This is a genomic window from Nocardia sp. CA-128927 (assembly GCF_050955855.1).
Lineage (GTDB): Bacteria > Actinomycetota > Actinomycetes > Mycobacteriales > Mycobacteriaceae > Nocardia.
In genome coordinates this window covers 254,746-281,345 of sequence record NZ_CP192087.1, presented here as the reverse complement: position 1 = coordinate 281,345, position 26,600 = coordinate 254,746, and the positions used below count along the sequence as shown (strand labels likewise).

14 protein-coding genes are annotated in these 26,600 nt (G+C 67.7%); 9 read left to right on the top strand and 5 right to left on the bottom strand.

Annotated elements, in window-relative coordinates; translation table 11 throughout:
• Positions 1-136: 136 nt before the first annotated feature.
• Both ACQPW1_RS01290 and ACQPW1_RS01285 read left to right on the top strand, forming a co-directional pair.
• On the top strand, positions 137-2,326 hold the full coding sequence (locus ACQPW1_RS01290) for a molybdopterin-dependent oxidoreductase (protein WP_433660947.1): 2,190 nt from the start codon (positions 137-139) through the stop codon (positions 2,324-2,326).
• Positions 2,327-2,564: 238 nt separating this feature from the next.
• Complete coding sequence (locus tag ACQPW1_RS01285) at positions 2,565-3,194, top strand: pyridoxamine 5'-phosphate oxidase family protein (protein WP_433660946.1); 630 nt, start codon at positions 2,565-2,567, stop codon at positions 3,192-3,194.
• 5 nt (positions 3,195-3,199) lie between these two features.
• Here the strand turns inward: ACQPW1_RS01285 and ACQPW1_RS01280 are convergent, their stop codons facing one another.
• Positions 3,200-3,655 (bottom strand): GtrA family protein, encoded by a 456-nt coding sequence (locus ACQPW1_RS01280; RefSeq protein ID WP_433660945.1) that lies wholly within the window; start codon positions 3,653-3,655, stop codon positions 3,200-3,202.
• Positions 3,656-3,748: 93 nt separating this feature from the next.
• On the opposite strand from ACQPW1_RS01280, the gene ACQPW1_RS01275 reads away from it, so the two are divergent.
• From ACQPW1_RS01275 to ACQPW1_RS01250, 6 genes are all read left to right on the top strand, one after another.
• Complete coding sequence (locus ACQPW1_RS01275) at positions 3,749-5,236, top strand: FAD-binding protein (RefSeq protein ID WP_433660944.1); 1,488 nt, start codon at positions 3,749-3,751, stop codon at positions 5,234-5,236.
• A complete protein-coding gene (locus ACQPW1_RS01270; protein WP_433660943.1) occupies positions 5,233-5,994 on the top strand; it encodes a decaprenylphospho-beta-D-erythro-pentofuranosid-2-ulose 2-reductase in 762 nt (253 codons plus the stop codon). The genes ACQPW1_RS01275 and ACQPW1_RS01270 overlap by 4 nt, the downstream gene beginning before the upstream one ends.
• 272 nt (positions 5,995-6,266) lie before the next feature.
• Positions 6,267-8,279, top strand: a complete 2,013-nt coding sequence (locus ACQPW1_RS01265; protein WP_433660942.1) for an arabinofuranosyltransferase — start codon at positions 6,267-6,269, stop codon at positions 8,277-8,279.
• Between the two features lie 174 nt (positions 8,280-8,453).
• On the top strand, positions 8,454-10,307 hold the full coding sequence (locus tag ACQPW1_RS01260) for a glycosyl transferase (protein WP_433665582.1): 1,854 nt from the start codon (positions 8,454-8,456) through the stop codon (positions 10,305-10,307).
• 47 nt (positions 10,308-10,354) lie between these two features.
• Complete coding sequence (locus ACQPW1_RS01255) at positions 10,355-13,729, top strand: arabinosyltransferase domain-containing protein (RefSeq protein ID WP_433660941.1); 3,375 nt, start codon at positions 10,355-10,357, stop codon at positions 13,727-13,729.
• 140 nt (positions 13,730-13,869) lie between these two features.
• Positions 13,870-14,031, top strand: a complete 162-nt coding sequence (locus ACQPW1_RS01250) for a hypothetical protein (RefSeq protein WP_191093775.1) — start codon at positions 13,870-13,872, stop codon at positions 14,029-14,031.
• A gap of 303 nt (positions 14,032-14,334) precedes the next feature.
• Here the strand turns inward: ACQPW1_RS01250 and ACQPW1_RS01245 are convergent, their stop codons facing one another.
• Together ACQPW1_RS01245 and ACQPW1_RS01240 are read right to left on the bottom strand one after the other, a co-directional pair.
• Positions 14,335-14,922: a Uma2 family endonuclease gene (locus ACQPW1_RS01245; protein WP_433660940.1), complete on the bottom strand. Its 588-nt coding sequence runs from the start codon at positions 14,920-14,922 to the stop codon at positions 14,335-14,337.
• A 93-nt stretch (positions 14,923-15,015) separates the two neighbouring features.
• Positions 15,016-18,420 (bottom strand): arabinosyltransferase domain-containing protein, encoded by a 3,405-nt coding sequence (locus tag ACQPW1_RS01240; RefSeq protein ID WP_433660939.1) that lies wholly within the window; start codon positions 18,418-18,420, stop codon positions 15,016-15,018.
• A gap of 412 nt (positions 18,421-18,832) precedes the next feature.
• Here ACQPW1_RS01240 and ACQPW1_RS01235 point away from each other — a divergent pair, with 412 nt between their 5' ends.
• Complete coding sequence (locus tag ACQPW1_RS01235; protein ID WP_433660938.1) at positions 18,833-19,330, top strand: peptidylprolyl isomerase; 498 nt, start codon at positions 18,833-18,835, stop codon at positions 19,328-19,330.
• Between the two features lie 59 nt (positions 19,331-19,389).
• Here ACQPW1_RS01235 and ACQPW1_RS01230 read toward each other — a convergent pair whose 3' ends face one another.
• Complete coding sequence (locus tag ACQPW1_RS01230; protein WP_433660937.1) at positions 19,390-20,934, bottom strand: acyl-CoA carboxylase subunit beta; 1,545 nt, start codon at positions 20,932-20,934, stop codon at positions 19,390-19,392.
• Positions 20,935-21,036: 102 nt separating this feature from the next.
• Positions 21,037-26,511: a polyketide synthase Pks13 gene (pks13, locus tag ACQPW1_RS01225; RefSeq protein WP_433660936.1), complete on the bottom strand. Its 5,475-nt coding sequence runs from the start codon at positions 26,509-26,511 to the stop codon at positions 21,037-21,039.
• Positions 26,512-26,600 lie beyond the last annotated feature (89 nt).

The following is a 26,600-nucleotide window of genomic DNA, read 5'->3' as shown; positions in this document are numbered from 1 at the left end:
CATGTACTTCCGAAATCACTCGTCTCGTCCGTATCGTCGATGACTCGGGCGAGCGGGTTTCGGCCGTTGTAGCTTCCACAACGCCGCATATCGCCCGTTCTCTTTTCAGACCAGCGTCGGCGCGGGAGGATGGGGCATGGCTACTCCCATCACGGAATCTCGCAACTTGTTGCGCACCTGCCCGCTGTGCGAGGCCGTGTGTGGACTCGAAATCACCCTCGATCCTGACGACCACGTGACCTCGGTCCGCGGCGACAAAGCGGACCCCTTCAGCAAGGGCTTCATCTGCCCCAAGGGGGCGAGCTTCGGAAGTCTGGATGAAGATCCGGATCGGGTGACCGAGCCGCTTATTCGGGATCGGGCGACCGATACCTGGCGGACCGCCTCATGGAACGAGGCATTCGATCTCATCGCGGAACGCTTTCCGGCGGTCATCGCCGAGCACGGAAAACAAGCCGCGGCAGCATATCTGGGCAACCCGAACGCACACACCGTGGCGGGCGCGCTGTATGTCCCCGTGCTGCTGCGCGCGCTGAGCACCAAGAACCTCTACTCCGCCAGCACCGCCGACCAGATGCCCAAGCAGGTGGCCAGCGGGCTGATGTTCGGCGATCCGCTGACGGTGCCGGTGCCCGACCTGGATCGGACCGACTATCTGCTGATGCTCGGCGCGAACCCGCTCGAATCGAACGGATCGCTGTGCACCGCACCGGATTTCCCCGGCCGGTTGAAGGCCTTGCAGCGCAGGGGCGGCCGTTTCGTGGTGGTCGACCCGCGGGTCACCCGCACCGCGAAGCTGGCCGACGAGCATCTGTTCATCCGGCCGGGCAGCGACGCGTATCTGCTGTTCGGGATCGTGCACACGCTGTTCGCGGAAGATCTCACCGACGTTCGGGTCGCGGTCGACGGGCTGGACGAACTGCGCACCGCCGCAGCGGCATTCAGCCCCGACTCGGTGGCGGTGCGCACCGGAGTGCCCGCGGCGACAGTGATTCGCCTCGCCCGCGAGCTCGCGGCGGCGCCGACCGCGGCGGTGTACGCCAGGATCGGCACCTGCACAGCGGAATTCGGCACCATTACGCAGTGGCTCGTCGACGCGATCAACGCGCTGACCGGCAACCTGGACTCCCCCGGCGGCGCGATGTTCGCCACCGCGGCGGCGGGCGGCATCGTGCGCAGCAGGCCGTTCCGGCTGGGGCGCTGGGCCAGCCGGGTCCGCGAATTGCCCGAGACAATGGGCGAACTGCCGGTCGCGACCCTGGCCGACGAGATCCTCACGCCGGGCGAGGGGCAGATCCGCGCGCTGGTGACGGTCGCCGGAAACCCGGTGTTGTCCGCGCCGAGCGGCGCCCGCCTGGACGCGGCCTTCGCTCAGCTCGATTTCATGGTCAGTGTCGACCGCTATCTCAACGAAACGACCAGGCACGCCGACGTGATCCTGCCGCCGCCGCGGCCGGTGCAGTCGTCGCACTACGACTTCGCCTTGCTGCAATTCGCGGTCCACAACTACGCGCGCTACTCCCGCCCCCTGGTACCGCTGGGTGATCGCCCCTCGGAATCGGCGGTGCTGGCGCGCCTCGCCGCGGCGGTTTCGGGCATGCCGCACGAGGGCGTGGACGGAGTCGACCCGCTCACCGGCGTGGACGAACTGATCATCGCGGGCACCCTGCAGAAGGCCGGAATGGCCGACCGGCGCGACGAATTGGCCGGCGCGGACACCACCGAGCAACGCATCGACATGATGCTGCGCCTCGGCCCGTACGGCGAGTGGACCGGTGGCTCGCTGAATCTGCAAGTGCTGCTGGACAATCCGCACGGCATCGACCTGGGCCCGTTGCTGCCGAAGCTACCCGGCGCGCTACGGACCGAATCGAAGCGGGTGGACCTCGCGCCGCGGCCGCTGCTCGACGACGTGGCCAGGATGCGGGCGCGCCTGGCCGATCTCGCGCCGGACGTGGTGCTGATCGGCCGACGCCAACTGCGATCCAACAACAGCTGGATGCACAACATCGGGCAGCTGGTCAGCGGGTCGAATCGCTGCACGCTGCACATCAATCCGGCCGACGTGGCCCGGCTCGGGCTCGGCGAGAACGCGGTGGTGAAGTCGGCCGCCGGAACGCTCACGGTGCCGCTGGAGCCGACCGATTCGATCATGCCCGGCGTAGTGAGCCTGCCGCACGGATGGGGACATGCCGACAGCACGCAGACCGTCGCCAGGGCACACGCCGGCGTCAATGCCAATGTGCTGACCGATGATTCGGTGGTCGATGTGCCGTCCGGCAACGCGATCTTCAACGGCGTCCCGGTGACGCTGAACCCGGCGTGACGCACCCGCCGACCGCCCCACTGACGAGCCGACCGATCGGGAGAACAATCCCGGCCGGTCGGCTTGTAGTCGAGTCACGGAATCCCTTGCGCTAACTATGCATTCGGTGCATTCTCAACGTTGGTTTCACAGTTTTTGCCAGGCCGAACGGACTAAAATGGACAGGATTTCGGTTTAGTCGCGGGCTCAGCGTCGACCCTCGAAGGATCCGGATTCCGGCAAACAGAGGGTGGCGAAGATGCCCGGTATACAGTGCGGCAGCGACGGTGAACACGAGCTACAAGATCGGTACGGCACCCAGGACAGAGCCGCTCGCTTCTACAACGACCAGGTGCTGGAACAGCTGAATCCCACGATGATCGAATTCATCGGCCGGATGGAGATGGCCTTCATCGCCACCTCGGACAAGCACGGCGACTGCGATGCCAGCTTCCGCGCGGGCGAACCCGGCTTTCTGCACGTCATCGACGAACGCACGATTGCGTACCCCGAATACCGGGGCAACGGCGTGCTGGCCAGCCTGGGCAACATCCTGGAGAACCCGCACGTCGGCATCCTGCTCATCGATTTCGTGCGAGACCTGATCGGCCTGCACATCAACGGCTCGGCCCGGATCATCCCCGACGCCACCCTGCGCAACGCGACCCCCGGCCTGCCCGAGAACCTCAAGGGCCGCACCGCCGAACGCTGGGTCGTGGTCGACATCGAAGAGGCATACATCCACTGCCGCAAGCACATTCCGCACCTGGTGCCCGCCGACCGCGAACGCCGCGACTGGGGCACCGACAACGTCCGCGCCAAGGGCGGCGACTACTTCGGCGCCAAGGCCGAGAGCGGCGACCGGACCGGAGCACTGGTCACTCGCTGACCCGGTTAGTTGATCTTGAAGATCACCAGGCGCTGCACGACAAAGTTGATGACCGTCGCGATGCCCTGCGCGATGACGAACGCCAGCAGCTGCCGCCAGGCGGCGTCGGGCAGGCCGTCGTAGAGCACCGCGTTGATGCCGACCTGGACGGCGAAGGTCACCGCGTAGAGGATCACCACGGCGACGAACCGGGCCCGACTCGGCGCGGCCTGGAAGGTCCACCGACGGTTGATCAGGTACGCCGTGGTGGTGCCGACGATGAAGCTGATCGACTTGGCCGCCTCGCGCGGCAGCCCGATCAGGTTGAAGAGCAGGCTGTACAGCCCGAAGTCGACGACCGCCGACAGGCCGCCGGTCAGGGTGAACCGGACGATCTGCGTCTTCAGGTCGACGTCGGTACCGCCCGGCTCGTCGACCAGCGGCAGCTCGACCGGCAGCGGCAGGTGGGGTTCGGCATGCACGCGACGAGCGTAGCGGGCGCTAAACCGATATGTAGATCACTACTCCGGAGTAAGAGACATCGACGCCGATGTCGGGTCATACCTGTAGCCTCTATGCCGATGTCCACGAAAGCTCCGACCGCCACCACGACAACCGGTAACGAGAGCGGCACCACCGTCACAAACGATGGGGCCGCCGCCGGGAACGCGTTCGCATTGCCAACGCAGACCCGCACGTTGACCGGGTGGGGTCGCACCGCACCAACCTCTTCCGAAGTGCTCTCGACCAGCGATCCCGAACTGATCGCCAAGGCCGTCGCCATGGTCGCCGAGGACAATGACTCGAAGCCACCGCACCTGCGCCGCGGCGTCATCGCGCGCGGGCTCGGTCGCTCCTATGGCGACCACGCGCAGAACGCGGGCGGCCTGGTCGTCGACATGACGGCGCTGAACAACATCCATCGCATCGACCGCGACACGCGGATCGTCGACGTGGACGGCGGCGTCAGCCTGGACCAGCTCATGAAGGCGGCGCTGCCGTTCGGGCTGTGGGTCCCGGTGCTGCCCGGCACCCGTCAGGTGACGATCGGCGGCGCCATCGCGTCCGATATCCACGGTAAGAATCATCACAGCGAGGGCAGCTTCGGCAACCACGTGCGCTCGATCGATCTGCTCACCGCCGATGGCCAGGTGCAGCACATCACACCGAAGCGCAACGCCAAGCTGTTCTGGGCGACCGTCGGCGGCAACGGGCTCACCGGCATCATCCTGCGCGCGACCATCGAGATGACGCCGACCGAATCGGCGTACTTCCTCAACGACGGCGTGAAGACCACCACACTCGACGAGACGATCGCGGCGCACAGCGACGGCAGCGAGGCGAACTACACGTATTCGAGCGCGTGGTTCGACGTGATGAACCCGCTACCGAAGCTCGGCCGGGCAAACATCACTCGTGGCCGCCTGGCCAAGGTGGACGAGCTGCCCAAGCGTCAGCGTGCGAACCCACTGAAATTCGATGCGCCGCAGCTGATGACGGTGCCGAACATCTTCCCGAGCTGGGCGGCGAACAAGCTGAGCCTAGGTGCGGTAGGTGAGGCGTATTACGCACTCGGCGGCAACTACACCGGCAAGGTGCAGAATCTGACGCAGTTCTACCACCCCCTCGACATGATCGCCGAGTGGAACCGTGCCTACGGACCTGCCGGGTTCCTGCAGTACCAATTCGTGGTTCCGACCGAGGCGGTCGAAGAGTTCAAGCGGATCATCATCGACATCCAGGCGTCGGGCCACTACTCGGCCTTGAATGTGTTCAAGCTATTCGGCGTGGGCAATCCGGCCCCGTTGAGCTTCCCGATGCCGGGCTGGAACATCTGCGTCGACTTCCCGATCAGGCCTGGCCTGAACGAGCTGGTCAGCGAGCTGGACCGGCGGGTGCTGGAGTTCGGTGGGCGGCTCTACACCGCGAAGGACTCGCGGACCACCGCCGAGACGTTCCACAAGATGTACCCGCGGATCGACGAGTGGATCAAGATCCGCCGAAGTGTCGACCCCACAGGCGTTTTCATGTCCGACATGGCGAGAAGGCTGGAGCTGCAGTGATCAATGCCGTAGGTAACCCGCAGGCCATCCTGCTGCTGGGCGGGACCTCCGAGATCGGTCTGGCGATCTGCGCGGAATACCTGAAGAAGGGCGCCGCGCGCATCGTCCTCGCCGCACTGCCGAACGATCCGCTACGCGAAGCAGCGGTCGCCCAGATGACGGCGGCCGGCGCGAGCCAGGTCGACGTCATCGACTTCGACGCGCTCGATACCGACAGCCACCCGAAGGTGATCGACGCGGCCTGGGACGGCGGCGACGTCGATATCGCCATCGTCGCGTTCGCGCTGGACGGCGATCCCGAAGAGCTGTGGCAGAACCAGCGCAAGGCCGTGCAGGTCGCCGGAATCAACTACACCGCATCGGTTTCCGTCGGCGTGCTGGTCGGCGAGAAGATGAAGGCGCAGGGCTTCGGGCGGATCATCGCCATGTCCTCGGTCGCCGGTGAGCGGGTCCGCCGCTCCAACTTCGTCTACGGCTCGACCAAGGCCGGCCTGGACGGCTTCTTCCTCGGACTCGGCGAGGCGCTGCGGCCGCACGGTCCGCGCGTGCTGGTGATCCGGCCGGGCATGGTGCGGACCAAGTTCTCCGCGCATGTCAAAGAGGCGCCGCTCACCGTGGACAAGGAAGACATTGCGGTGCTTGCGGTTTCGGCCGCGCAGAAGGGCAAGGAGCTCATCTGGGCGCCGGGCACCTTCCGCTACGTGATGATGATCCTGCGCCACATCCCGCGCCCGATCTTCCGCAAGCTCCCTATCTGAGTCCTTGCTTCGCGCCGCACCTCGATCCGCCCCGTATCCGATACGTGGGTCGGGCGGGGTGCGGTTTTCGTTTCGCCACGACCGGCACGTGTTGCCACATCCGAACCCCGACCTGGCAGCATGATCGCCGATCCCCCGCGCGCTCTCGATCCGAGACCGTGCGGCGCCGATGCGAATGCCGACCCGAGTGAACCCGGAGATGCCATGCGAGTAGTCCGAGCAGGTCGCAGCACGGCGTGCCCGCCGCACGTCCAGGCTGCCGGAGCCCGTCGATGACGGCCGTGGTCGCGGAGCAGAGCGAAACACCGGCTCCGGTGCGCGGACGAGGATCGCTGCTGGCCAAGTACATCGGGTCCGGTGTTGGCGAGGCGGTGCTGGCCACGCTTGTCGCCGTCGTGGTGACCGCCGTAGGTCTCACTGCATTCTCGATGGTGCAGTGGCCTGCGTTCAACTCCTCCAACGTCACTCGTGCGTTGACGACGGTCGGGCAGGTTGTCGCCGCGGTCTTCGTGGTGGCGGCGATCGCGCTGACGCGGATGCGCCCGGGTAAGTGGTTCACTCAGCCGTGGGTAGCGAAACTGCTCTCGTGGGTTGGCATTTCGACGTTCGTCACCTTCACCCTCGGTATGCCGTTGGCCGCGACCAAGCTGTACCTGCTCGGCGTCTCGGTGGATCAGGAATTCCGTACGGAGTATCTGACGCGACTCACCGATTCCGCCGCGCTGCACGACATGACCTACGCCGATCTGCCGCCGTTCTATCCGGCCGGATGGTTCTGGATCGGCGGACGCGTCGCCAATGTGCTCGGCATGGACGGCTGGGAGGCGTTCAAGCCGTACGCGATCGGGTCGATCGCGGTGGCCGCGGTCATCTCACTCGTGCTGTGGTCCAAGCTGATTCGCGCGGACTGGGCGATCGCGGTCACGGCGGCGGTGACCGCACTCGCGGTCGCGTACGCCTCGCCGGAGGCGTACAGCGCGGTGATCGTGATCCTGCTGCCGCCTGCGCTCGTGCTCGCCTGGGGTGCGCTGCACCGGCCGGTCGAACGGGGGAACACCCTCGGCGGGTGGGGCGCGGTGTTCGGCACCGGCCTGTTCCTGGGGATGGCCGCCACGTTCTACACGCTGTACGCGGGATTCGCGGCCTTCGCCGTCGGGCTGATGGGCCTCTTCGCGGCCGGACTCGCGGTGCGCGAACAGTATTCCGCCGCGCATCCGCGACGGGCCCGCGGCAACGACGACACCGGCAAGCCGTGGCGGGCGGCCGTCCCGCCACTGGTGCGGCTGGTGGTGATCGCGGCGATCGCCGCGGCGATCGCGCTGATCGTATGGCTGCCGTACCTGCTGAAGACGCTGAGCGGCAAGGTCGCGACCTCGGGCTCGGCGTTCCACTATCTGCCCGAGTCCGGCGCCGAACTGCCGTTGCCGATGGCCGAGTTCTCGCTGCGCGGCGCGCTGTGCCTGATCGGTCTCATCTGGCTCGTGCTGCGGGCCGCCTCGTCGCGGCGCGCGCAGGCGCTCGGCATCGGCGTGCTTGCCGTCTGCCTGTGGTCGCTGCTGTCCATGGCGGCGACCGCGGCGGGCACCACGCTGCTGTCGTTCCGGCTGGAATCGGTGCTGCTGGCGCTGCTGGCCGCAGCCGGTGCGTTCGGTTTCGTCGAGGGCGCCCGGGCGGTCTATCAGGCGTTGAACGAACCGAGCGGATTCCGGCTCGCCGCGGTGGCGGTCGGGATCGTCGGCACGCTCGCGTTCACCCAGAACATCCCGCACATCCTCGCGCCGGAGATCACCACCGCGTACACGGACACCGACGGCAACGGGGACCGTGCCGACAAGCGGCCGCCGTCGGCCGTGTCGCACTACCGCGATATCGACAAGGCACTGCTCGCGCAGACCGGACGGCCGCGCTCGGGCACGGTGGTCCTTACCGCCGACACCAGCTTCCTGTCCTTCTATCCGTACTACGGCTTCCAGGCGCTCACCTCGCACTACGCGAACATGCTCGCCGACTTCCCGGCCCGGGCCGCGACCATCGAGAGCTGGAGCAAGCTGAAGGCGTCCGGCGCGCTGCTGGACGCGTTGGCGACCTGCCCGTGGCGCGCGCCGGACGCCTTCCTGTTCCGGCGCAGCGGCGACGCCTACACGTTGCGCCTGGCCAAGGACGTCTACCCGAACGACCCCAACGTGCAGCGCTACACCGTCACCTTCCCCAAGGACCTCTTCGCCGACCCGCGGTTCAGCACCACCGATATCGGGCCCTTCACCCTGGTCACCCTGCACAGATAACGCAGCTCACGGAACCGGGCAGAAGCGCGTCTCGACCTGCGCCGCTGCCCGGTCCCAGCTCGGCCGACAGCTCCCGTTGCCAGGCACAACACAGCCATGTTGGGTAGCGTGGGCGGCTGAGTTGAAGCTAGTTACAGGAGAAGTTTGCAGGTGGCACGGGCACGGCAGGTCGATCTGGGTACACAGGACGGGTCGGCGGTAGGCGTCGCGGATAGGGCATCCACCGCGACCGGCGTGCGCACCACGGAGCCGTCGGCTCCCGTTCGCAAGCGAAGACTCCCCCGTATCCGGGTCAACCGGGTCGATCTGACCGTCGCGGTCGGGTATCTGGCGCTGGCCGTTATCGTCCTGTCCGGGCAGTGGCGCAATACGCAGAGCGGGTACCTGATCAAGAGCGGTCAGGACCAGACGATGTGGGAATGGTTCTTCGCGGTCACCGCGCATTCGGTGGCGCATCTGGAGAACCCGCTCGGCACGACGCTGCAGAACTTCCCGGCCGGGGTGAACATGATGGCCAACACGGCCATGTTCGGCGTCGGGGTGCCGCTGACCCCGATCACCCTGTTGTTCGGGCCGACCGTGACGTTCGTGCTCGTGCTGACTCTCGGGCTGGCCACTACCGCGCAGGCCTGGTACTGGCTCTTCTCCCGAGAACTGGTCGAGTCCAAGGTAGCGGCCGTGGTCGGCGGGCTGTTCTGTGGTTTCGCGCCCGCGATGATCTCGCACGCCAACGCGCACCCGAATTTCGTTGTGCTGCTCCTGCTTCCGATCATGGCCGGGCTACTGATCCGGATGGCACGGCGGGCCCGGGTCCGCGATGCGGACCGGCGGCACTGGCGGGCCCGCGACGCGGTCCTCTTGGGATTCCTGGTGGCGCTGCAGATCGCGCTCGGCGAGGAACCGCTACTGATCTTCGCGCTGTCGTTCGGCTTGTTCACAGTTGTGTACTACTTGCACACACCGCGCCAAGGACTGCGGGTGCTGCGCGGGATCGCCCCGCGGGTCCTGCTCGCCGGGGCAATTGCCTTGGTGTGCACCGTGATACCGCTGTGGTGGCAGTTCTTCGGGCCGCAGAGTTACCGCTCGATCGATCACGGCCCGATGGGCAACGACCTGAAGGCGATCACGCAGTTCCCGTCCGAGTCACTGGGCGGCATCTTCTCGCCCGGTCAGTACGTCGCGATCAACGAGACCGAGCAGAACGCCTACTTCGGCTGGCCGCTGCTGCTGGTGCTGGCCGCCACCGTCGCGCTGCTCTGGCGGGACCGAGTGGTGCGGGCCGCGGGCGTGGTGATCGTGGTGTTCGGGGTGCTGTCGCTCGGCGCGGTCGCCATGTTCGGCAAGCAGGACACCGGCATCCAATTGCCTTGGCGCTGGGCCGAACACATCCCGCTGCTGAGCACGGTGCTGGAAACCCGACTGACCATGGCGGCGATCCCGGCCATCGCCGCGGTGCTGGCCCTGGCGACCCAGCGGGCGATCGGCTGGTGGCGGGAGTCGCCGATCGACTGGCGCCCGCTGGCCTGGTTCGGCGCGCTGCTGTTCGCGTTGGCGCCGCTGCTCCCGACCCCGCTGCCGGTGGTCCAGCGCCCGGCGACACCCGCGTTCTTCGCGGACGGGACGGTGCGCGACTACGTCGACGACGGATCCGTGGTGATGGTGCCGCCGTCGCGGCCGATGGACGCGGGCGCGCTGCGCTGGCAGGCCGACGCGGACTTCGACTTCCCGCTCGCCGGCGGCTATTTCGTCGGCCCGACCAGCACCCAGAAGAAGGGCATCTACGGCCCCGAGTTCCGGCCGACCACCGCGCTGCTGGTGCAGGCCCAGGACACCGGCACCGTGCCGCCGATCACCGACGAGGCCCGCGAACAGATCCGCGCCGACCTGAACTTCTGGCGGGCCGACGTGTTCGTACTGCCCGCCACCAGGAACATCGACACACTGCGCACCACCGTGACGCAACTGCTCGGCTTCGGGCCGACCCGGGTCGATGACGTGTGGGTTTGGGATGTTCGCGCCATGCGATAGGTGGTGATCACCGGCTCCGGCCCGGCGGGTAGCTAGCATCAACCCCCGTGCGACCGGACCGATCAACTCGAGCGTTCACCCGTTACCGCCTGATCGCCCTCGTCTCCGGGCTCCTCGGATTCGTGCTGGCACTGCTGACACCGCTGTTGCCGGTGCAGGAGGATCGGGCCACCCTGGACTGGCCGCAGGCCGGCGTCAGCAGTGTCGAGGCGCCGCTGGTGTCGTATCAGCCGCTACGGCTGACCGCGACGCTGCCGTGCTCGCTGGTGCAGGCGGTGGGATCGGGCACGGTGGTGTCCACCGTGCCGGTGTCGTCGGGGCAGGCGGCCACCAAGGGGCTGGTGGTCTCGGTCGCCGACGGAACGCTCTCGGTGGTGCTGCGCGATGTGCCGCTGCTGTCCGCGCCGGTCGCCGAGATCACCGCGGCGGGCTGCACCGCGCTCACCGTCGACTCGACGGCGGCCGCGACAACCACCGAGATCACCGGTGCGACCCGGCAGGACGGGACGCCGTTCCGCAACACCGTGACTCGCGATATCCGCCCGCAAATGGTCGGTGTGTTCACCGATCTGGCGGCCGGGCGGTTGGCCGGCGCCCGGTTGCACGCGGACATCGACTCACGCTTCTCCTCGTCGCCGACGGTATTGAAGCTGGCCGCGATCATCGCGGCCGTGGTCTTCACGATCATCGCGCTGATCGCATTGCACCTGCTGGACACCAGCGATCGGCGCCGGGCCCGCCGGTTCCTGCCCGCGCACTGGTGGCGGTTCACGGTGACCGACGCGGTGGTGCTCGGCACGCTCGGGCTGTGGCACTTCATCGGCGCCAACACCTCCGACGACGGCTACATCCTGAACATGGCGCGGGCCTCCGGGCACGCGGGGTACATGGCGAACTACTACCGCTGGTTCGGGGTGCCCGAGGCGCCGTTCGGCTGGTCGTACGAGGTGCTCGCGTGGATGACCCGAATCTCCGATGCCAGCCCATGGATGCGGCTGCCCGCCGTGCTCGCGGGCGTGACGTGCTGGTTGGTGATCAGCCGGGAAGTGTTGCCGCGCTTGGGTGCCCGCGTCCGGCGGAACAAGGTCGCGCTGTGGACGGCCGGGCTGGTTTTCCTCGCCTTCTGGCTGCCCTACGACAACGGTCTGCGGCCCGAGCCGCTGATCGCGGCGGGCGCGCTGCTCACCTGGTGCTCGATCGAACGCGCCATTGCCACCGGACGGCTGCTGCCCGCCGCCGTCGCGGTGTTGATCGCGGGGTTCTCGCTGGCTGCCGGGCCGACCGGGCTCATCTGCATCGCGGCGCTGATCGCGGGGTCGCGGCCGGTGTTGCAGATCATCATCAAGCGGGCGCGTGGAGTGGTGCCCGCGGTTGGTGGCGGGGTGGCCGAAAGTCCTTCGGGTTCCATGGGACTCGACGATGCCGATGAGAACAGCGTTCCGGCAACGAAGTCCGGCGCACATGATCCCAGCGGTGCTCGACCGTCCTGGGCGACAACGTTGTTCCGCTACCTGGCGCTGCTCGCACCCGGCCTGTCCGCCGGAACCCTGGTGCTGGTGGTGGTTTTCGCCGATCAGACCCTGTCGACGGTGCTGGAAGCCACCCGGGTGCGCACGATCATCGGGCCGAATGTGGCCTGGTTCGACGAACGCACACGGTGGGATTCGCTGCTGATGCTCTCGCCGGACGGGTCGCTGGCCCGCCGGTTCGGAGTGTTGGTCATGCTGCTGTGCCTGCTGGTCTGCGTGCTGCAGGTGCTGCGCAAGGGGCGTATCCCCGGCACGTCGCGCGGGCCGTCGGTGCGGATTCTCGGCATCGTGTTCGCGTCGATGGTGCTGATGATGTTCACGCCGACCAAGTGGACGCACCACTTCGGGGTATATGCCGGATTGGCCGGGTCGCTGGCCGCGCTCGCGGCGGTTGCCGTGGGCGGCGAGGGAATTCGCTCGCCGCGCAACCGGGCGCTGTTCGCGGCGGCGGTGCTTTTCCTGCTCGCGGTGACGTTCACCGGGTCGAACGGCTGGTGGTATGTGTCCAGCTACGGCGTGCCGTGGTGGGACAAGGCACCGCTGTTCGCCGGTAAGGGCTTCTCCACGGTGTTCCTCGGCCTCAGCGGGGTCGCGCTGATAGTCGCGGTGTGGCTGCACTATCGAGAGCCGTATCGCCAGGTCCGCACGGCGCCAAAGCGTTTCGATCGGTTCGCGTCCGCTCCGCTGACCATCGCCGCGGCCATCCTCGTGTTGTTCGAAGTGGCGTCGCTGGCCAAGGCGGCGGTCGCGCAGTACCCCGCGTACTCGGTCGCCAAGTCGAATCTCCAGTCGTTGACGGGGGATTCGTGCGCGTTGGCGAACGAGGTGCTGGTGGAGACCGACACGGACAAGTCGGTGCTGCTCCCCTTCACCGGATCGCCCGCGGACGGATTGGCCGCGGAGTCGAAGGGATTCACGCCCAACGGCGTCGCGAGCGATCTCACCGCCGACGCGGATGAGACCGTCTCCGGCGGGGCCAACTCGGTCAACTCCGACTCCAAGAACAAAACCACCAAGACCACCGGCGCGGGCACCGGCGGCGGCACCACGACGCAGACCGGCGCCAACGGCAGCACCGTCGCCCTGCCCTTCGGCCTCGACCCGGCCACCACGCCGATCATGGGCAGCTACCAGGAGGACGAGCAGCAGCAGGCCTCGCTCACCTCCCAGTGGTACCGCCTCGACCTGGCCGACAGCATGCGCCACGACCCCGCCTACCAGATGCTGGCCATCACCGCGGCGGGCCGGATCCGGCACGTCGACGCCGACGGCGTCGTCACCTACGGGCAGGAACTGCACCTCGAGTACGGCGTGCACGAGGCGGACGGCTCGGTGCGCAAGCTCGGTTCGGTCGACCCGATCGACATCGGGCCCGCGCCGTCCTGGCGCAACCTGCGGGTGCCGCTGGATCAGCTGCCGATCGAGGCGAACGCGGTGCGGCTGGTCGCGGTGGACAACGACATCACCCAGAAGCAGTGGCTCGCGGTCACCCCGCCCCGGCTGCCCAAGCTGGCCACGCTGAATTCCGTTGTCGGCTCGGCCAATCCGGTGCTGCTCGACTGGCACGTCGGGCTCGCCTTCCCGTGCCAGCGCCCGTTCAACCATCACGACGGCGTCGCCGAGGTGCCGAACTGGCGCATCCTGCCCGACCGGGTCGGTTCCGACGCGTCCAACGCCTGGCAGGACGATATCGGCGGCGGCCCGCTCGGCTGGACCGGGCTGCTGCTGAAGTCGGAAACCATGCCCAGCTACCTCGACCACGACTGGTCCCGCGACTGGGGATCCCTGGAGAAGTTCACCCCCTATGACACGAAGGCCGGACCCGCTGAGATCGGCGTCACCGTGCAGAACCGGACCGGTCTGGCCGAGGACGATCCGATCCGGGTTCGCTAGCCGCCGTTGCCGTTCCGCGACACCGGACCAGCTGGTTCGGTGTCGCGGGGCCGCAAAGATGTTGTAAACAGACCGCTCGGACGGCAAAAACACCGCACGATCGCAGGACGAAACCCACAGAAATCCGTAACCTGTGCATTATGACGTCGGCTTTCGACCACATGGATCTGCGCGACCTCGTCGGTCTGCTCACCGCAGATGAGCAACGCGAACTGCGCCCCGCCGTGCTGCGCGTACTCGACCGCCTCCCCTCCCAGGAGGTCCTCCGCCGCGAACTCGGTCTGCGTATGACAAAGGTCTGAGCAACCCACCAGCGACCGCCGCGGTGCCGCGGTCGCGGTGTTATCCAGCCCCTTTGCTACCGCCGCCTGACCTGGTCAGCTGATATCCGCTGTTCCCTTGTGGCTCCGGCGATTTCGGCATATCCATGATCCGCACCCGCCCGTCCCCGCTCGGGGGCGGGTTTACTCTTTGGGCCACTGTCGCAAACATGCCATCCATGCCCGCGAATCGACCCGGCCACGAACGGCCGCAGGGCGGCCAAATCCTGGGTCGAACAACGCATGGACGAGGTCCTCTTGGCCCAGGCCGCTACGATGCGCCGCCTACCCTGACGTCAGATCACCGAACACGACGTCGACCGAGATGGGTGAATCCAATGTCAGGCGGCGGGTGTGCAAGCAGACGAGGTGGTATCGACCTTCAGACAGGCGATACTCCTCGATCAGCTCGATACCGTCGCCGGCTTCGGTCAGAAACACTATGAGGTACACCGGAATACCCGCCGCGGCGTAGGCCGCCTTCTTCTCCACGGTGTCGGTGTGGAAGGAGCTGTCGGGCGAAACGACCTCGACAGCAAGCACTGTGTCGCCCGCGTAGAGCTTCGAGTCGTCGTCGAGGCAGCGATACACGATCACATCAGGTCTGCGGAGGCTCAAGGGAACGTCACTGATCCGGACGTCGACATCGGTGTCGACCATGAGGCATGGCTCCGGCTTACGTCCAGCTTCCATGTGCGTGGCTATGCGTCGCGCCACCCGGTTATGCAGGCGCGACGGGCTCTCGCATTTCACGATGTGGCCGTCGACGACTTCGATCGTGCGGCAGAAGTCTTCTGGCAGAAGCTCATAATCCCGTGCGGTGATCTGCTCCGGGATCCACCGGTACCAGTCGCTGGGAGCGCCGCTCGTCATGCCGTGAGCCTACCGGGCGCCGACCGAGATCTTTCCAGGTCGACAGCAAAGCGGCGGTCGATGAGTTTCATCGACCGCCGCTTCGAGCGCGGGCTAGAACACCCGGAGTTGGCCTGGGGACCAGAAGCCGGAGCGGGTGGCGTTGCCGGTTTCCAGTTGGGCGGGGGTGGCGCTGCGGTCGTACTGGTCGTAGCGCTCCAGGGAGCCCCAGTCGCGGGCCCAGTTGTCCTTGAGGTAGGTCGGGACGGTTACCGACTTCGCCAGCATCTGGGCGAAGCCGAGCAGGCCGCCGAACTCCTGGGCCTGCCAGGTGTTGGTGGAGGTGGTGGCCAGTGGGCGGTCCGGCAGGATGCGGTAGCCGGGAACCTCCGCGACGCCGTTCTTGTGGTCGAGCGGGTGCTGGCAGGGGAACTGCAGGCCGACCGCCCAGTCCTCCAGGACCGGCTGCTTGTCGCCGAGGAAGGTGTTGAGCGACTGCAACTTCGGCATGCGCGGCGGGGTGAACGCCAGCCACTGGTCACCGATCAGGATCGGGTCGTTGGCGACGATGCGCACCGCGTCCGCGTCCGGCGCGATCTCGGCGAGCGGGACGCGCAGGTTGCGCCAGGACGGGAACGGGCCGATGTCGCGCGGCAGGTAGGTGCCGAGCTTCTCGACGCCGCCGTCCGGCAGCTTCCGGCCGTAGTCGACGGTGAGCGACTGGCCGTACTTGGTGTCGCCGGTGTCGTCGACCGACAGGATGCGGCCTGCCGCGGAGATCACCACGAGCGGGCTGTCCGCGGCGCGCGGCGCGAGCCCGTACCAGCTCGACGTGAGGTGTGCGGGCTGCTGCACATTCTTCTGGTAGCTGCCCAGGATCGGCGTGGTCACCGGATCCAGCCCGAACGGCAGCGCCACGGTGCTGCCGTTCACGCCGCGCGAACCCTGACCACCGCCGGTGCCCGCGCTCTGTCCCTCGGCGAAGGCGGCGCCGACCGACTGGGTGGAGGTGTTACCGGTGCCCGGCTTCACCTCGACGCTGTCGGCGGACAGGTCGTCCGGCACGCCGTTCGGATCGAAGCCGACCGGGTCGACCCCGGCCAACGGGTCGTTCGGATCGGTGAGCGGATGCGCCGGATCGACGATCGGCTGCAGCGTGCCGCCGTTCGGATTCGGTTCCACCAGCACGTCATTGGCGAGACCGCAGCTGTTGCCGCCGAGCGCGTCGAAGTTCGAGCGCGCCAGCGAGTACGCCGGGTACTGCGCGACCGCGCCCTTGACCAGCGACATCACCTCGAGCAGCACCATCAGCGCGGCGACAACGGTCAGCGGGATCGCGGCGAACTTACGAATCCGCTTGCCGCGCGCCGACTTCGGCGAGGCCTCCGGTTTCGCGTAGCCCTCACGCAGCGAGTGCCAGGCGACCAAGGCGAGCGCGAGGCCGAACAGACCGAGCATCAGGCTGTTGGACTGGTACCCGTGCAGCGAGATGCGCTTGTCGAACCACGGCACACCGAAGCTCGACACGTACCAGTAGCCGTTGATGCCGGAGAACGACAGCGCGAGCACGAACAACAAGCCGGCCAAGAAGATCGCGCGATTCTTCCTGGCGCGCAACGCCGATGCCGAGACCGCGACCGCGGTGACCGCGGCCAGCGAACCGGCGATGCCCGCGTACGCGCCGAAGTGGTGCGTCCACTTGGTCGGGTTGAACATCATGAAGAAGATGGTGCCGAAGACGACGCCCATCAATCGCCAGGTCGGCCCGCTCGCGATGCCGGGAACCTGCCTGCGCCGCAACAACACCAGCATGGTGGTGAACAGGCACAGCAGCATCACCAGGAACGCGAACCGGCGGGACAGCGAGCCGTCGACGGTCTCCACGAACAGGTAGTAGTAGCGCAGGTAGTCCTCGTACCAGGCCAGGTTCGGCCCGGTCACCTGACGCACCCGGTTGGCCTCCTGGATACCCGCGAAGGTCTGGTCGCTGTAAACAACGATCAGTACGAGCAATCCGGACGCGGCGATCGGTGCGAGCAATGGCAACGTCGACCACCACTTCGCCCCTGCGGAGCCGAACTGCCGTCGCCTGCGCACCACGATCCGCACCAGCGGGCGAACACCGGCGAGCAACGCCGCCACACACATCAATCCGGTGGGCGCGGCCGCGAGAGTGAACGCCGCGACCAATACCGCGACACCGGCAGGCAACAGTCGTCCGGTCGCAATGGCCCGCTCGATCGACACCCAGGTGAGCAGCGCGCCGAGCGCGACGATCGGCTCCGAGCGCAGGCCGTTGTCGAACGGCATCCAGAATGCGAGGAACACCAGGCCGCCGGTCCACAGCGCGACCTTGCTGTTGCGCACACCGCGACCGAGGCGGGGCACCACCTCGCGGCTGATCACCATCCAGCAGAGGATGGCGCAGGCCAGCGCGGGCAGGCGCACCCACGGGCTCGCGGTGGAGAACTCCGCGAACAGCTGAATCACGTAGTAGTACCAGCCGAACGGCGCCTCCGGCACGCCGTACCAGCGGAAGTAGTTGGCCATATAGCCCGCGTGCGGCGCGACCCGCACCATGCTCAGGATGTAGCCGTCGTCGGAGGTGTTGGCGCCGACGAAATGCCACACCAGCAGCGTGCCGACGACCGCGCCGTCCGCCCAGGTCGGCTTCAGCCAGTTCGACGGCAGGATCCGGCGGTGCCCGCGCCCGTCACTGCCGTCGAGCCGAGCCAGCGCCGCGAGCGCGACGAGGGTGCACAGCACCGCCGCGATCATCGCGATCAGCTTGATCACGGTCGGGCTGGTGGAGAACCGCGTGTCCACGGTGATGTGGAAGCCGAGTCCGGCGGGCGCCGCGCCCTTCAGCTCGGAGAAGACGCCGACCACCTGTGGCCGCAGGTCCCCGTTCAACGTGCCCTCGACCGGCACCTCCACCTGCTGCTCGGTGCCGGGCGCCGCGCCCTCGACCGGCTTGGTGACCGTGGTGGTCAGGCCCTTGAACTCCGCGTGCGTGCGGTCCTTGTCGGAGGTGAGCTCCAGCGCCGAACACCGCTCCATGTCCGAGCGCGGCGCCGACACCACCACGGCGTTGCGGTCGATGACGTCCACCGTGGTGTCCGACACCCGGATGAACATGGCCTCCAGCGCCGCCCGGTCGCCCTGCGGCGGCGCGGTGGCCAGCAGCATGCCGCCCTTCTCCGGCAGCTGCGCGACCGCGCTGCACGGGATGGTGGCGGTCAGGTCGATCGGGACCTGAGACATCAAGGGGGCCTGCACATTGCCGAGCGTCGCGCTGTGTTTACCCGCCCCGTCGGCTGCGCCTCCTGCCATCCCCGATTGCGGCCAGTTCAGCTCCGCCGTGGTCTGGGTGACCGGCAGAAACGGAGTGGCCAAGGCGAACAGCGCGCCGAGTAGTCCGGCGACCAGCGCGATGATTCGCGCCGTCCGGAAATCGGCCGAAGAGGCCGCTGGCACGGCGGGCGGTTTCGTCAGGACAGCAGTAGCGGCGTCGGGCACGATTGGCAATGCTAGCTCCCCGGCCCCCTGGCGTCTTCAGGCCAGGCTTGTCCGCCCATCCGCGTTTTCAGGCGAGGCTCACCCGGCGCCCTGAGTATTCAAGCCAGACTTAAGTCCGAGGCAAGTTTCGTCGACGTCCGGCGGTAAGTGCCGAATCGCGTTGTGGGCGTGCGCGGTGAGTTACCCGTGTTCACCCGAGATCAGTTGTCCGTTTCTAGATCAATTGAAATGCGAAATGAACTTTGCCCCATCCGACCTGGAGAAATGTCACAGCTGATCGCGCCGACACCGAGCCGACTCGCTGGACACGCCCAGCATGGCCGCCGTTCCCAGTCGCGGGTCGCGGGCGATAGTCGGGCCGCATCCCAAGACCGGCAAAAGGCGCGCGACGGCGGGCTGGCAAGGTGTGGGTATGACCAAGGTGAATCTCTCGACGAATTACGGACCGATCGTCCTGGAACTTGACGACCAGAAGGCACCGAACACGGTGCAGAACTTCGTGGATTACGTGAACGCGGGTCACTACAACGGCACCATCTTCCACCGCGTCATTCCGGGCTTCATGATTCAGGGCGGCGGCTTCGAGCGCGGCCTGCGGCAGAAGGGCGTGCAGGCGCCGATCCAGAACGAGGCCAACAACGGCCTGAAGAACGACAAGTACACCGTGGCGATGGCGCGCACCAACGACCCGCACTCGGCGACCGCGCAGTTCTTCGTCAACGTCTCCGACAACGCGTTCCTGAACCACTCCGCGCCGACCCCGTCCGGCTGGGGTTACACGGTGTTCGGCAAGGTGATCGAGGGCACCGAGGTGGTCGACAAGATCGCCGCCGTGTCCACCGGCACCACCGGCGGGCACCAGGACGTGCCGACCGACGACGTCATCATCGAATCCGCCAGCCTCGGCTGAGGTAGCCCGACTCGGGTGAATCGGGCCGCGCCGCAACGGGATGCGGCCCGATTCCGGTGCTACAGCGGCAGCAGGTGGTGCTTGCGCGGATTGCGCGCCAGCGACTTGTCGCGCAGCAGCTGCAAGGCTTTACGCAGTTCCAATCGGGTGTTGGCGGGCTCGATGACCGCGTCGATGTACCCGCGTTCGGCGGCCACCCACGGCGTCGCCATGGTGGCGTTGTAGAAGTCGATCATCTGCTGGCGCATGGCCGCCCGCTGGTCCTCCGGTGCGGCCTCGATCTGCTTGCCGCCGATCAGGCTCACCGCGCTCTCCGCACCCATCACCGCGATGCGCGCGGTCGGCCAGGCCAGGTTCACATCGGCGCCGAGCTGCTTGGAGCCCATCACCGCGTAGCCGCCGCCGTACGACTTGCGAATCACCACAGTAACTTTCGGTACCGTCGCCTCCACGTAGGAGAACAGGAACCGGCCGCCGCGCTTGATCACGCCGATCTTCTCCTGCTCCACGCCCGGCAGAAAGCCCGGGGTGTCGACGACGAAGACCAGCGGGATCTCGAACGCGTCGCTCAGCCGCACGAAATGCGCCGCCTTGTCCGAGGCCCGCGCGTCCAGCGCACCCGCGTACACCATCGGCTGGTTCGCCACCACACCGACGGGACGGCCGTCGACGCGGGCGAAACCGGTGATGATGTTGCGGCCCGCGGTGGCGCCGATCTCGTGGAAGCCACCGTCGTCGAAGATCCGCAGCAGGATGTCGTGCATGTCGTACGCGGCGTTATCCGAGTCCGGCACCAGCGAATTCAGTTCCCGGTCGCTGTCGGTGAGCTCCGGCTCCATGCCGGGATTCACGATCGGCGGCAACTCCTGACAGCTGGTCGGCAGGAAGCTGAGGTAGTCGCGCACCCACTCGAACGCCGACTTCTCGTCCGGCGCAACGTGATGGATGTTGCCGTACTCGGCCTGGCTCTGCGCGCCGCCGAGCTCATCGAGACTCACGTCCTCGCCGGTGACCTCGCGGATCACCTTGGGACCGGTGACGAACATGTACGCCTCTTCGGTCGCCACCACCACGTCGGTGTTGATCGGGGCGTACACCGCACCGCCCGCGCACTTGCCGAGGATCATCGAAATCTGCGGCACCAGACCGGATAGCGGCTCCTGACGACGACCGAGCTCGGCGTACCAGGCGAGCGAGGTGACCGCCTCCTGCACGCGCGCGCCGCCGGAGTCGTTGATGCCGACCACCGGACAGCCGACCTTGGCCGCGTACTCCATGATCCCGGCGACCTTGCGGCCGAACATCTCGCCGACCGAACCGCCGTAGACGGTCTGGTCGTGCGAGAAGACCGCCACCGGGCGGCCCTCGACGAGACCGTGCCCGGTGACCACACCGTCGCCGTAGAGCGCGGTCGGGTCACCCGGCTTGCGCACTAACGCACCGATTTCCACGAAGGTGCCTGGATCGAGCAGCATATTGATCCGGTCGCGAGCGCTGGGGATACCTTTCTTCGCTCGCTTCGCCACCCCCGCTTCGCCTGCCGGTTCCTGCGCAAGATCCAATCGTTTACGCAGTTCGGCGAGCTTCTCGGCAGTAGTGCTCACGGCTGCACCTCGCTAGCGCTCGGCTCCGCCGTGCCCCCTAGCGCTGTGCCTTTGGTTAGTTCGCTGCGCTCGCTCACTTCACCTCTTTCGTCAGGTGCACCCTTAGGGGGCAATCACCGCAAGCTTCGCGGTGAGGTCGGCTCCGATCCTTCCGATCCGCGGTTCATCGACGATCTGCAGGTGGTCACCTGGGATGTGGATGACCTCGAGGTTTGGAATGTATTCGTCCCAACCACCATTCGGACGCCGATCGGCGAATCGAGGCTCGAGTTCGATCATGCCGTCTTGGTAGCGATCGGCGAGGTACAGCACGACATCACCGTCGTAGTGGGTCGGCGCGGTCCGGAACAAATGCCTGCTCTCGACCCACGAAGTACGCTGGTGCTCGAGTACGCCGCCGGGAATCTTGGTGCCGCTCAACTTGACCAGATCAGTGATCATCTTGATCTGGTCCTCGTCGGACGCAGCTGCCAGTTCCTCCAGCTGCCCGCGGTCCAACTCACCTTCGACGCCATAGGTCTTCTTCGCGAACACCTGGTAGCGCTCGATCCGGCGCAACCGCTCCTCTGGGCTGTTGTCTTCGCCCTCGACCGGGAGAGCCAGGTCGAGCATGCCGACCAAACGCACGTCGGCGCCGTCGGCCCGGAGCAGCTGCGCGACCTGCAGCGCGAACACCGCGCCGAGCGACCAGCCGTACAGGACGTACGGGCCATCACCCTGCATCTTGCGCAGCTCGGTCACGTACTGCTGCGAGCGCTCCAGAATGTCGCCTTCGACGCGTTCGAAGCCGTACATGGGCGTGCCTGCGGGCAGCCGCTTCAGCAGCGGCTCGTAGACCAGTGTGTTGCCACCCGACGGGTGGAACACGAAGACCGGCACCGCATTCGAGCCCGCTTCGCGCGGCCGCAGCGGGCGGATGAATCCGTCCACGTCGGCGCCGCTGTCCTGCAGGTTGCGCACAACATCGGACAGCTGCTCGATGGTCTCGCAGTCGAGCACGTCGTCGACGGTGATCTCGGCCTTGATCCGCTCGGTGAGTCGGTCCGCCAGCTTCTCGGCGACCTCCTCCTCGAGGATCGGCAGGGTGTTGAAGATGCCGCCCGCGGACTTGCCGGTGACGATCGCCCAGGTGGCGAAGGTCAACCGCTCTGCGGCGTCACGGGGTGGCACGTCGTCTTCCTCGGCCGCGGACGGTGCACCGAAGGCCGGCGCGGCAGCGGGAGCCGCCTGCGCGGTGACCGCCTCGGCGGCGCCGATCGCGGTGGTGTCCACGTTGTCGAGCGCCCGCTCGATCGCCGCTTCCTTCGCGTCCGCCGCGGCGGCCTGCTCGGTCGAGACCGGAGCCGGGGTCGCCGTACCGGCGGCGGCACCGGTGATACCGGCCGCAGTCTCTGCCTCCGCGACGATCTCCGCGGCTTCCGCGGCCACCGACGTGCTCGCTATGTCCAGCGAAACACCTTCGGCGGCAGCCGCTTCCGCGACAGCTGCGGCGGGATCGGCACCGGCTTCGACCGCGGCGCGCGCCGCGGCGATGAATCCACCGTCGACCACGATCTCTTCGCCCGCGGCCTGCCGCTCGGCCACCGCCTGCATCTCTTCGCGGTGGTCGATGGCGTAGCGCAGCACCTTACCGACCTCGTTGAGGTTGGCGTCGCGCACGGCCTGGATCTGCAGCTGCGGGATATCGAATTCGTATTCGACGCGGTTCTTGATGCGCATGGCCATCAGCGAGTCGAGGCCGAGCTCCATCAGCGGGATCTCCATCGGGAGGTCCTCGACCGCGTAGCCCATCGACTCGGCGACGATCAGCGCGAGCCGGTCGTCGAGCGACTGGTTGCCGTTCGGATCCCACCGATCGCCGAAGGTCTCCACGACCTCGAGGTCGGCGCCGCCCGCCGGTTCGATCGCCGTGCTGGTGGCCGGAACGCTCTGGGCCGCAACGGATTCGGGTAGCGGCGCACCGGAGGTGACCACCGCGTCGAACAGCAGCCGGAAGGTCGCGCCCTCCTTGACGTGCACCTGCGCCGACGCGCCACCAGGGTGCGGGGTCAGCGTGGTAGTCAGGGTGCCGACGGCGGGAACGGCGGCGTGCGCGATCGACGCACCCAGCGTCACGTCGCTGAGCACCTGTGCCGCAGCGGCATTCACCAGCGCGGCGAGATCGCCTGCCGCCTCGGCCCGCACCTCCCACGCGTGCCTGCCGTCCGGCAGCGCCACGTGCGCGCCGGGCACCCCGGTGTTCCCGGTCGCGGCCAGCGAGACCTTCGGCCAGAACTCCTTGCGCACGAACTTGGTTCGCGGAATGTCGGCGTAGTCACCCGGGGTGAGCAGCGACGACAGGTCGACCTTGTGCCCGTGCACGTACAGCTGGGCCAGCGCGCCGATCACGCCGGCGGCCTCGTCTTCCTTGCGCTTCAGCGTCGGGATGAGCTGCGCGTCGTGCAGGCCCGCCGCGAAGGTGGTGCCCAGCACCTGCATCAGCGCAACGGAATTCGGCGCGAGCTCCAGGAAGGTGGTGTGTCCGGCGTCCACCGCGAGCTTCACCGCATTGGTGAAGTACACGCTGCTGCGCAGGTTCTTGACCCAGTAGTCCTCGGTGTGCACCGGGTCGTTGCCCGGGCGGTAGAACTCGCCCTTGTGCACCGTCGAGTAGAGGCCGGTCTTCAGCTTCGTCGGCTCGATACCGGCCAGCTCCGCGGCCAGCTCGCCGAGCAGCGGGTCCATCTGCGAGGTGTGGCCCGCGCCGCGGGTCTGCAGGATGCGGGCGAACTTGCCCTCCGCCTCGACCCGGGCGACGATCGCCTCGACCTGGGCCTTCGGGCCGCCGATCACCGTGTTGGTCGGCGCGGCGTACACGCCGACCTCGACGTCCGGGTAGTCGACGAGCAGCTTCTCGATGTCCTCGGCGCTGTATTCGACGAGCGCCATGTTGCGCACGTCGTCGTCGGTGATCATCTGCTCGCCCTCGTACATCAGCCGCGAGCGCGCGCAGATCACCCGCACCGCGTCCTCGAGCGGGAGGCCACCGGCGATGTAGGCCTCGGCGACCTCGCCCATCGAATGGCCGACCACCGCTTCGGGCTGTGCGCCGTGTGCGCGCAGCACCGCGGCCAGGCCGATCTGAATGGTGAAGATGCCGACCTGCGAGGTGCCGACGTTGTAGTCCTGGCTGTCGTCGAGGAACAGCTCGCGGATCGAGTAGCCCGCCTCGTCCTCGACCAGCAGGTCGACCTCGTCGACGGCCTTGGCGAAGATCGAGTTCTCCAGGTAGAGCCGCTTGGCCATCTTGCGGTGCTGCGCACCGAAACCGGAGAGCACCCAGACCGGGCCCATGACGGCGGGCGCGTCGGCGGTGAACACACCGGCGCCCGGCTTGCTCGCCGCGATGGCGCGCAGGCCGCTGACGGCCTCCTCATGCGTGCTGGCGAGCACCACGCCGCGCGAGCGCCAGTGGCTGCGCTTGGCCAGCGACCGGGCCACATCCTCAAGCGAAACATCGCGGCCTGCTTCGGATTCCAGCCAGTCGGCCAGTTCCGCGGCGGCCCGGCGGCGACGCGAGGGCAGGTAGCCGGAGACCGGCAGGATCACCGGCAGCGGCTCGGTGCGCTCGGCGGTCCATTCGGCAACGGGGGCAACGATTTCCGCGACCGGCGCGGCGGCTTCTACAGCGGGAGCGGCGGTTTCGGTTGCGTCGTCCGCGTCCGCGACGACCGCGTCCGCTTCCGCGATCACGTCGGTCGTCTCGTCGTCGAGGTCGGCATCGAGAGCGGCGACCGCGGCGTCTTCGGCCGCGGCCTCGGGCACTACCGGCTCGACGGCCGCGACCTCGGCCGAAGCCGGAACGTATTCCTGCACAACGACATGCGCGTTGGTGCCGCCGAAGCCGAAGCCGGAGATACCGATGGTGGCGGTGCCGCTGTAGCGCGGGAATTCCGTCGGCTCGACGACCACCTTCAGGTGCGACTGATCCCACGGGATGTACGGGTTGGGGCCCGCGTAGTTGATGTTCGGCGGAATGACGTTGTGCTGCAAGCCCATCAGCACCTTGGCCAGGCTCGCCGCACCCGCGCCGGACTCCAGGTGGCCGAAGTTGGTCTTCGCCGAACCGAGCAGCGCGGGCTTGTCCTCGTCGCGACCGCGGCCGACCACCTTGGCCAGCGCGTCGGCCTCGATCGGATCGCCGAGCGGGGTGCCGGTGCCGTGTGCCTCGATGTAGTCGACGGTGGACGGCACGATGCCCGCGTCCCGGTACGCCCGGCGCAGCACGTCGGCCTGGGCATCGGGGTTCGGCGCGTACAGGCCGTTGGAGCGGCCGTCGCTGTTGACCGCGGAACCCTTGATCACGGCCATGATTCGGTCGCCGTCGCGTTCGGCGTCGGTGAGACGCTTGAGCACGAACAGCCCCGCGCCCTCGGAGCGGACCATGCCGTCGGCGTCCGAGGAGAAGGCCTTGACCCGGCCGTTCTTGGCGACGCCGCCGCCCATGTCGAAGCCGAGGGTGGCCATCGGCGCCAGGATCATGTTCACGCCACCGGCCAGCGCCACATCGGCGTCGCCCTCGCGCAGCGCGCGCACCGCCTGATGCACCGCGACCAGGGTCGACGAGCACGCGGTGTCGACCGTGACCGAGGGGCCGCGAAAGTCGTAGAAGTAGGAGACCCGGTTCGCGATGATGCCGTTCGAGCTGCCGCTGATCCCGTACGCCTGCGCGGACGCGGGCACGTTCGGCCCCTGATCGGCGCCGAGCCCGAGCGCGGCGATCAGCATGAAGTCACTGGTGGACGAGCCGATGAACATGCCGACCGGCGCGCCCTTGAGCTCGCTCGCGGGAATCCGGGCGTGCTCCAACGCTTCCCAGGTCAGCTCCATCATCAGGCGCTGCTGCGGATCGACCCGCTCGACCTCGATGGGCGACATCGCGAAGAACTCCGCGTCGAAGCCCTTGACCACGTCCTGGTCCAGATAGCCGCCGAGGGTGTTGCCGTCGGCGATGGCCTTGGCGGCCGCAGGGTTACTGGTGAACTCCTCCCAGCGGCCCTCGGGCAGCTCACGGATCGCGTCGCCGCGACCGATGAGGAACTCCCAGGTCGACTCGGGGGTGTCGCCCGCGCCGGGCAGCCGGGTGGACAGGCCGATGATGGCGATGTCGTGTGCCTCGCCCGGCTTGAAGCCCTCGGTGTAGAAGGCGTCGCCGGACGCCTCGTCGACGGTCTCCGGCTCGCCGTTGATGACCATCTCGGCCAGCGAGGCGATCGTCGGATGCTGGAAGTAGGCGGTCGCGGTGAGCACCACACCGGTCAGGTCCTCGATGTCACCGACGAGCGCGATGCCGTCGCGCGAGGCGAGCCCGAACTCCTCCATCGGCCGGTCGACGGTGATCTGCTCGACCGGCTGCCCGATCGCCTCGGCGACCCAGTTGCGCAACCAGTCGCGCAGCTCGGCGACCGTCATGTCGGTGTGCGCCCCGCCGGAAGCCTCGGTGGAGGCGGCGGCCACCTGCGCGGCTGCCTGGTCGGCGTCCGCGCTGGCGGGCAGGGATTCGGTCGTCGTGGTGGACGTGCCCTCGTTGTCAGCCATCAATTCCTCAAGCTACCTGTCTGCGAACCGGGCGTGCCGCGCTTGGGACATTGGACGACGTGTCGGCTGTCCGAGGCCACCCCTGGGCA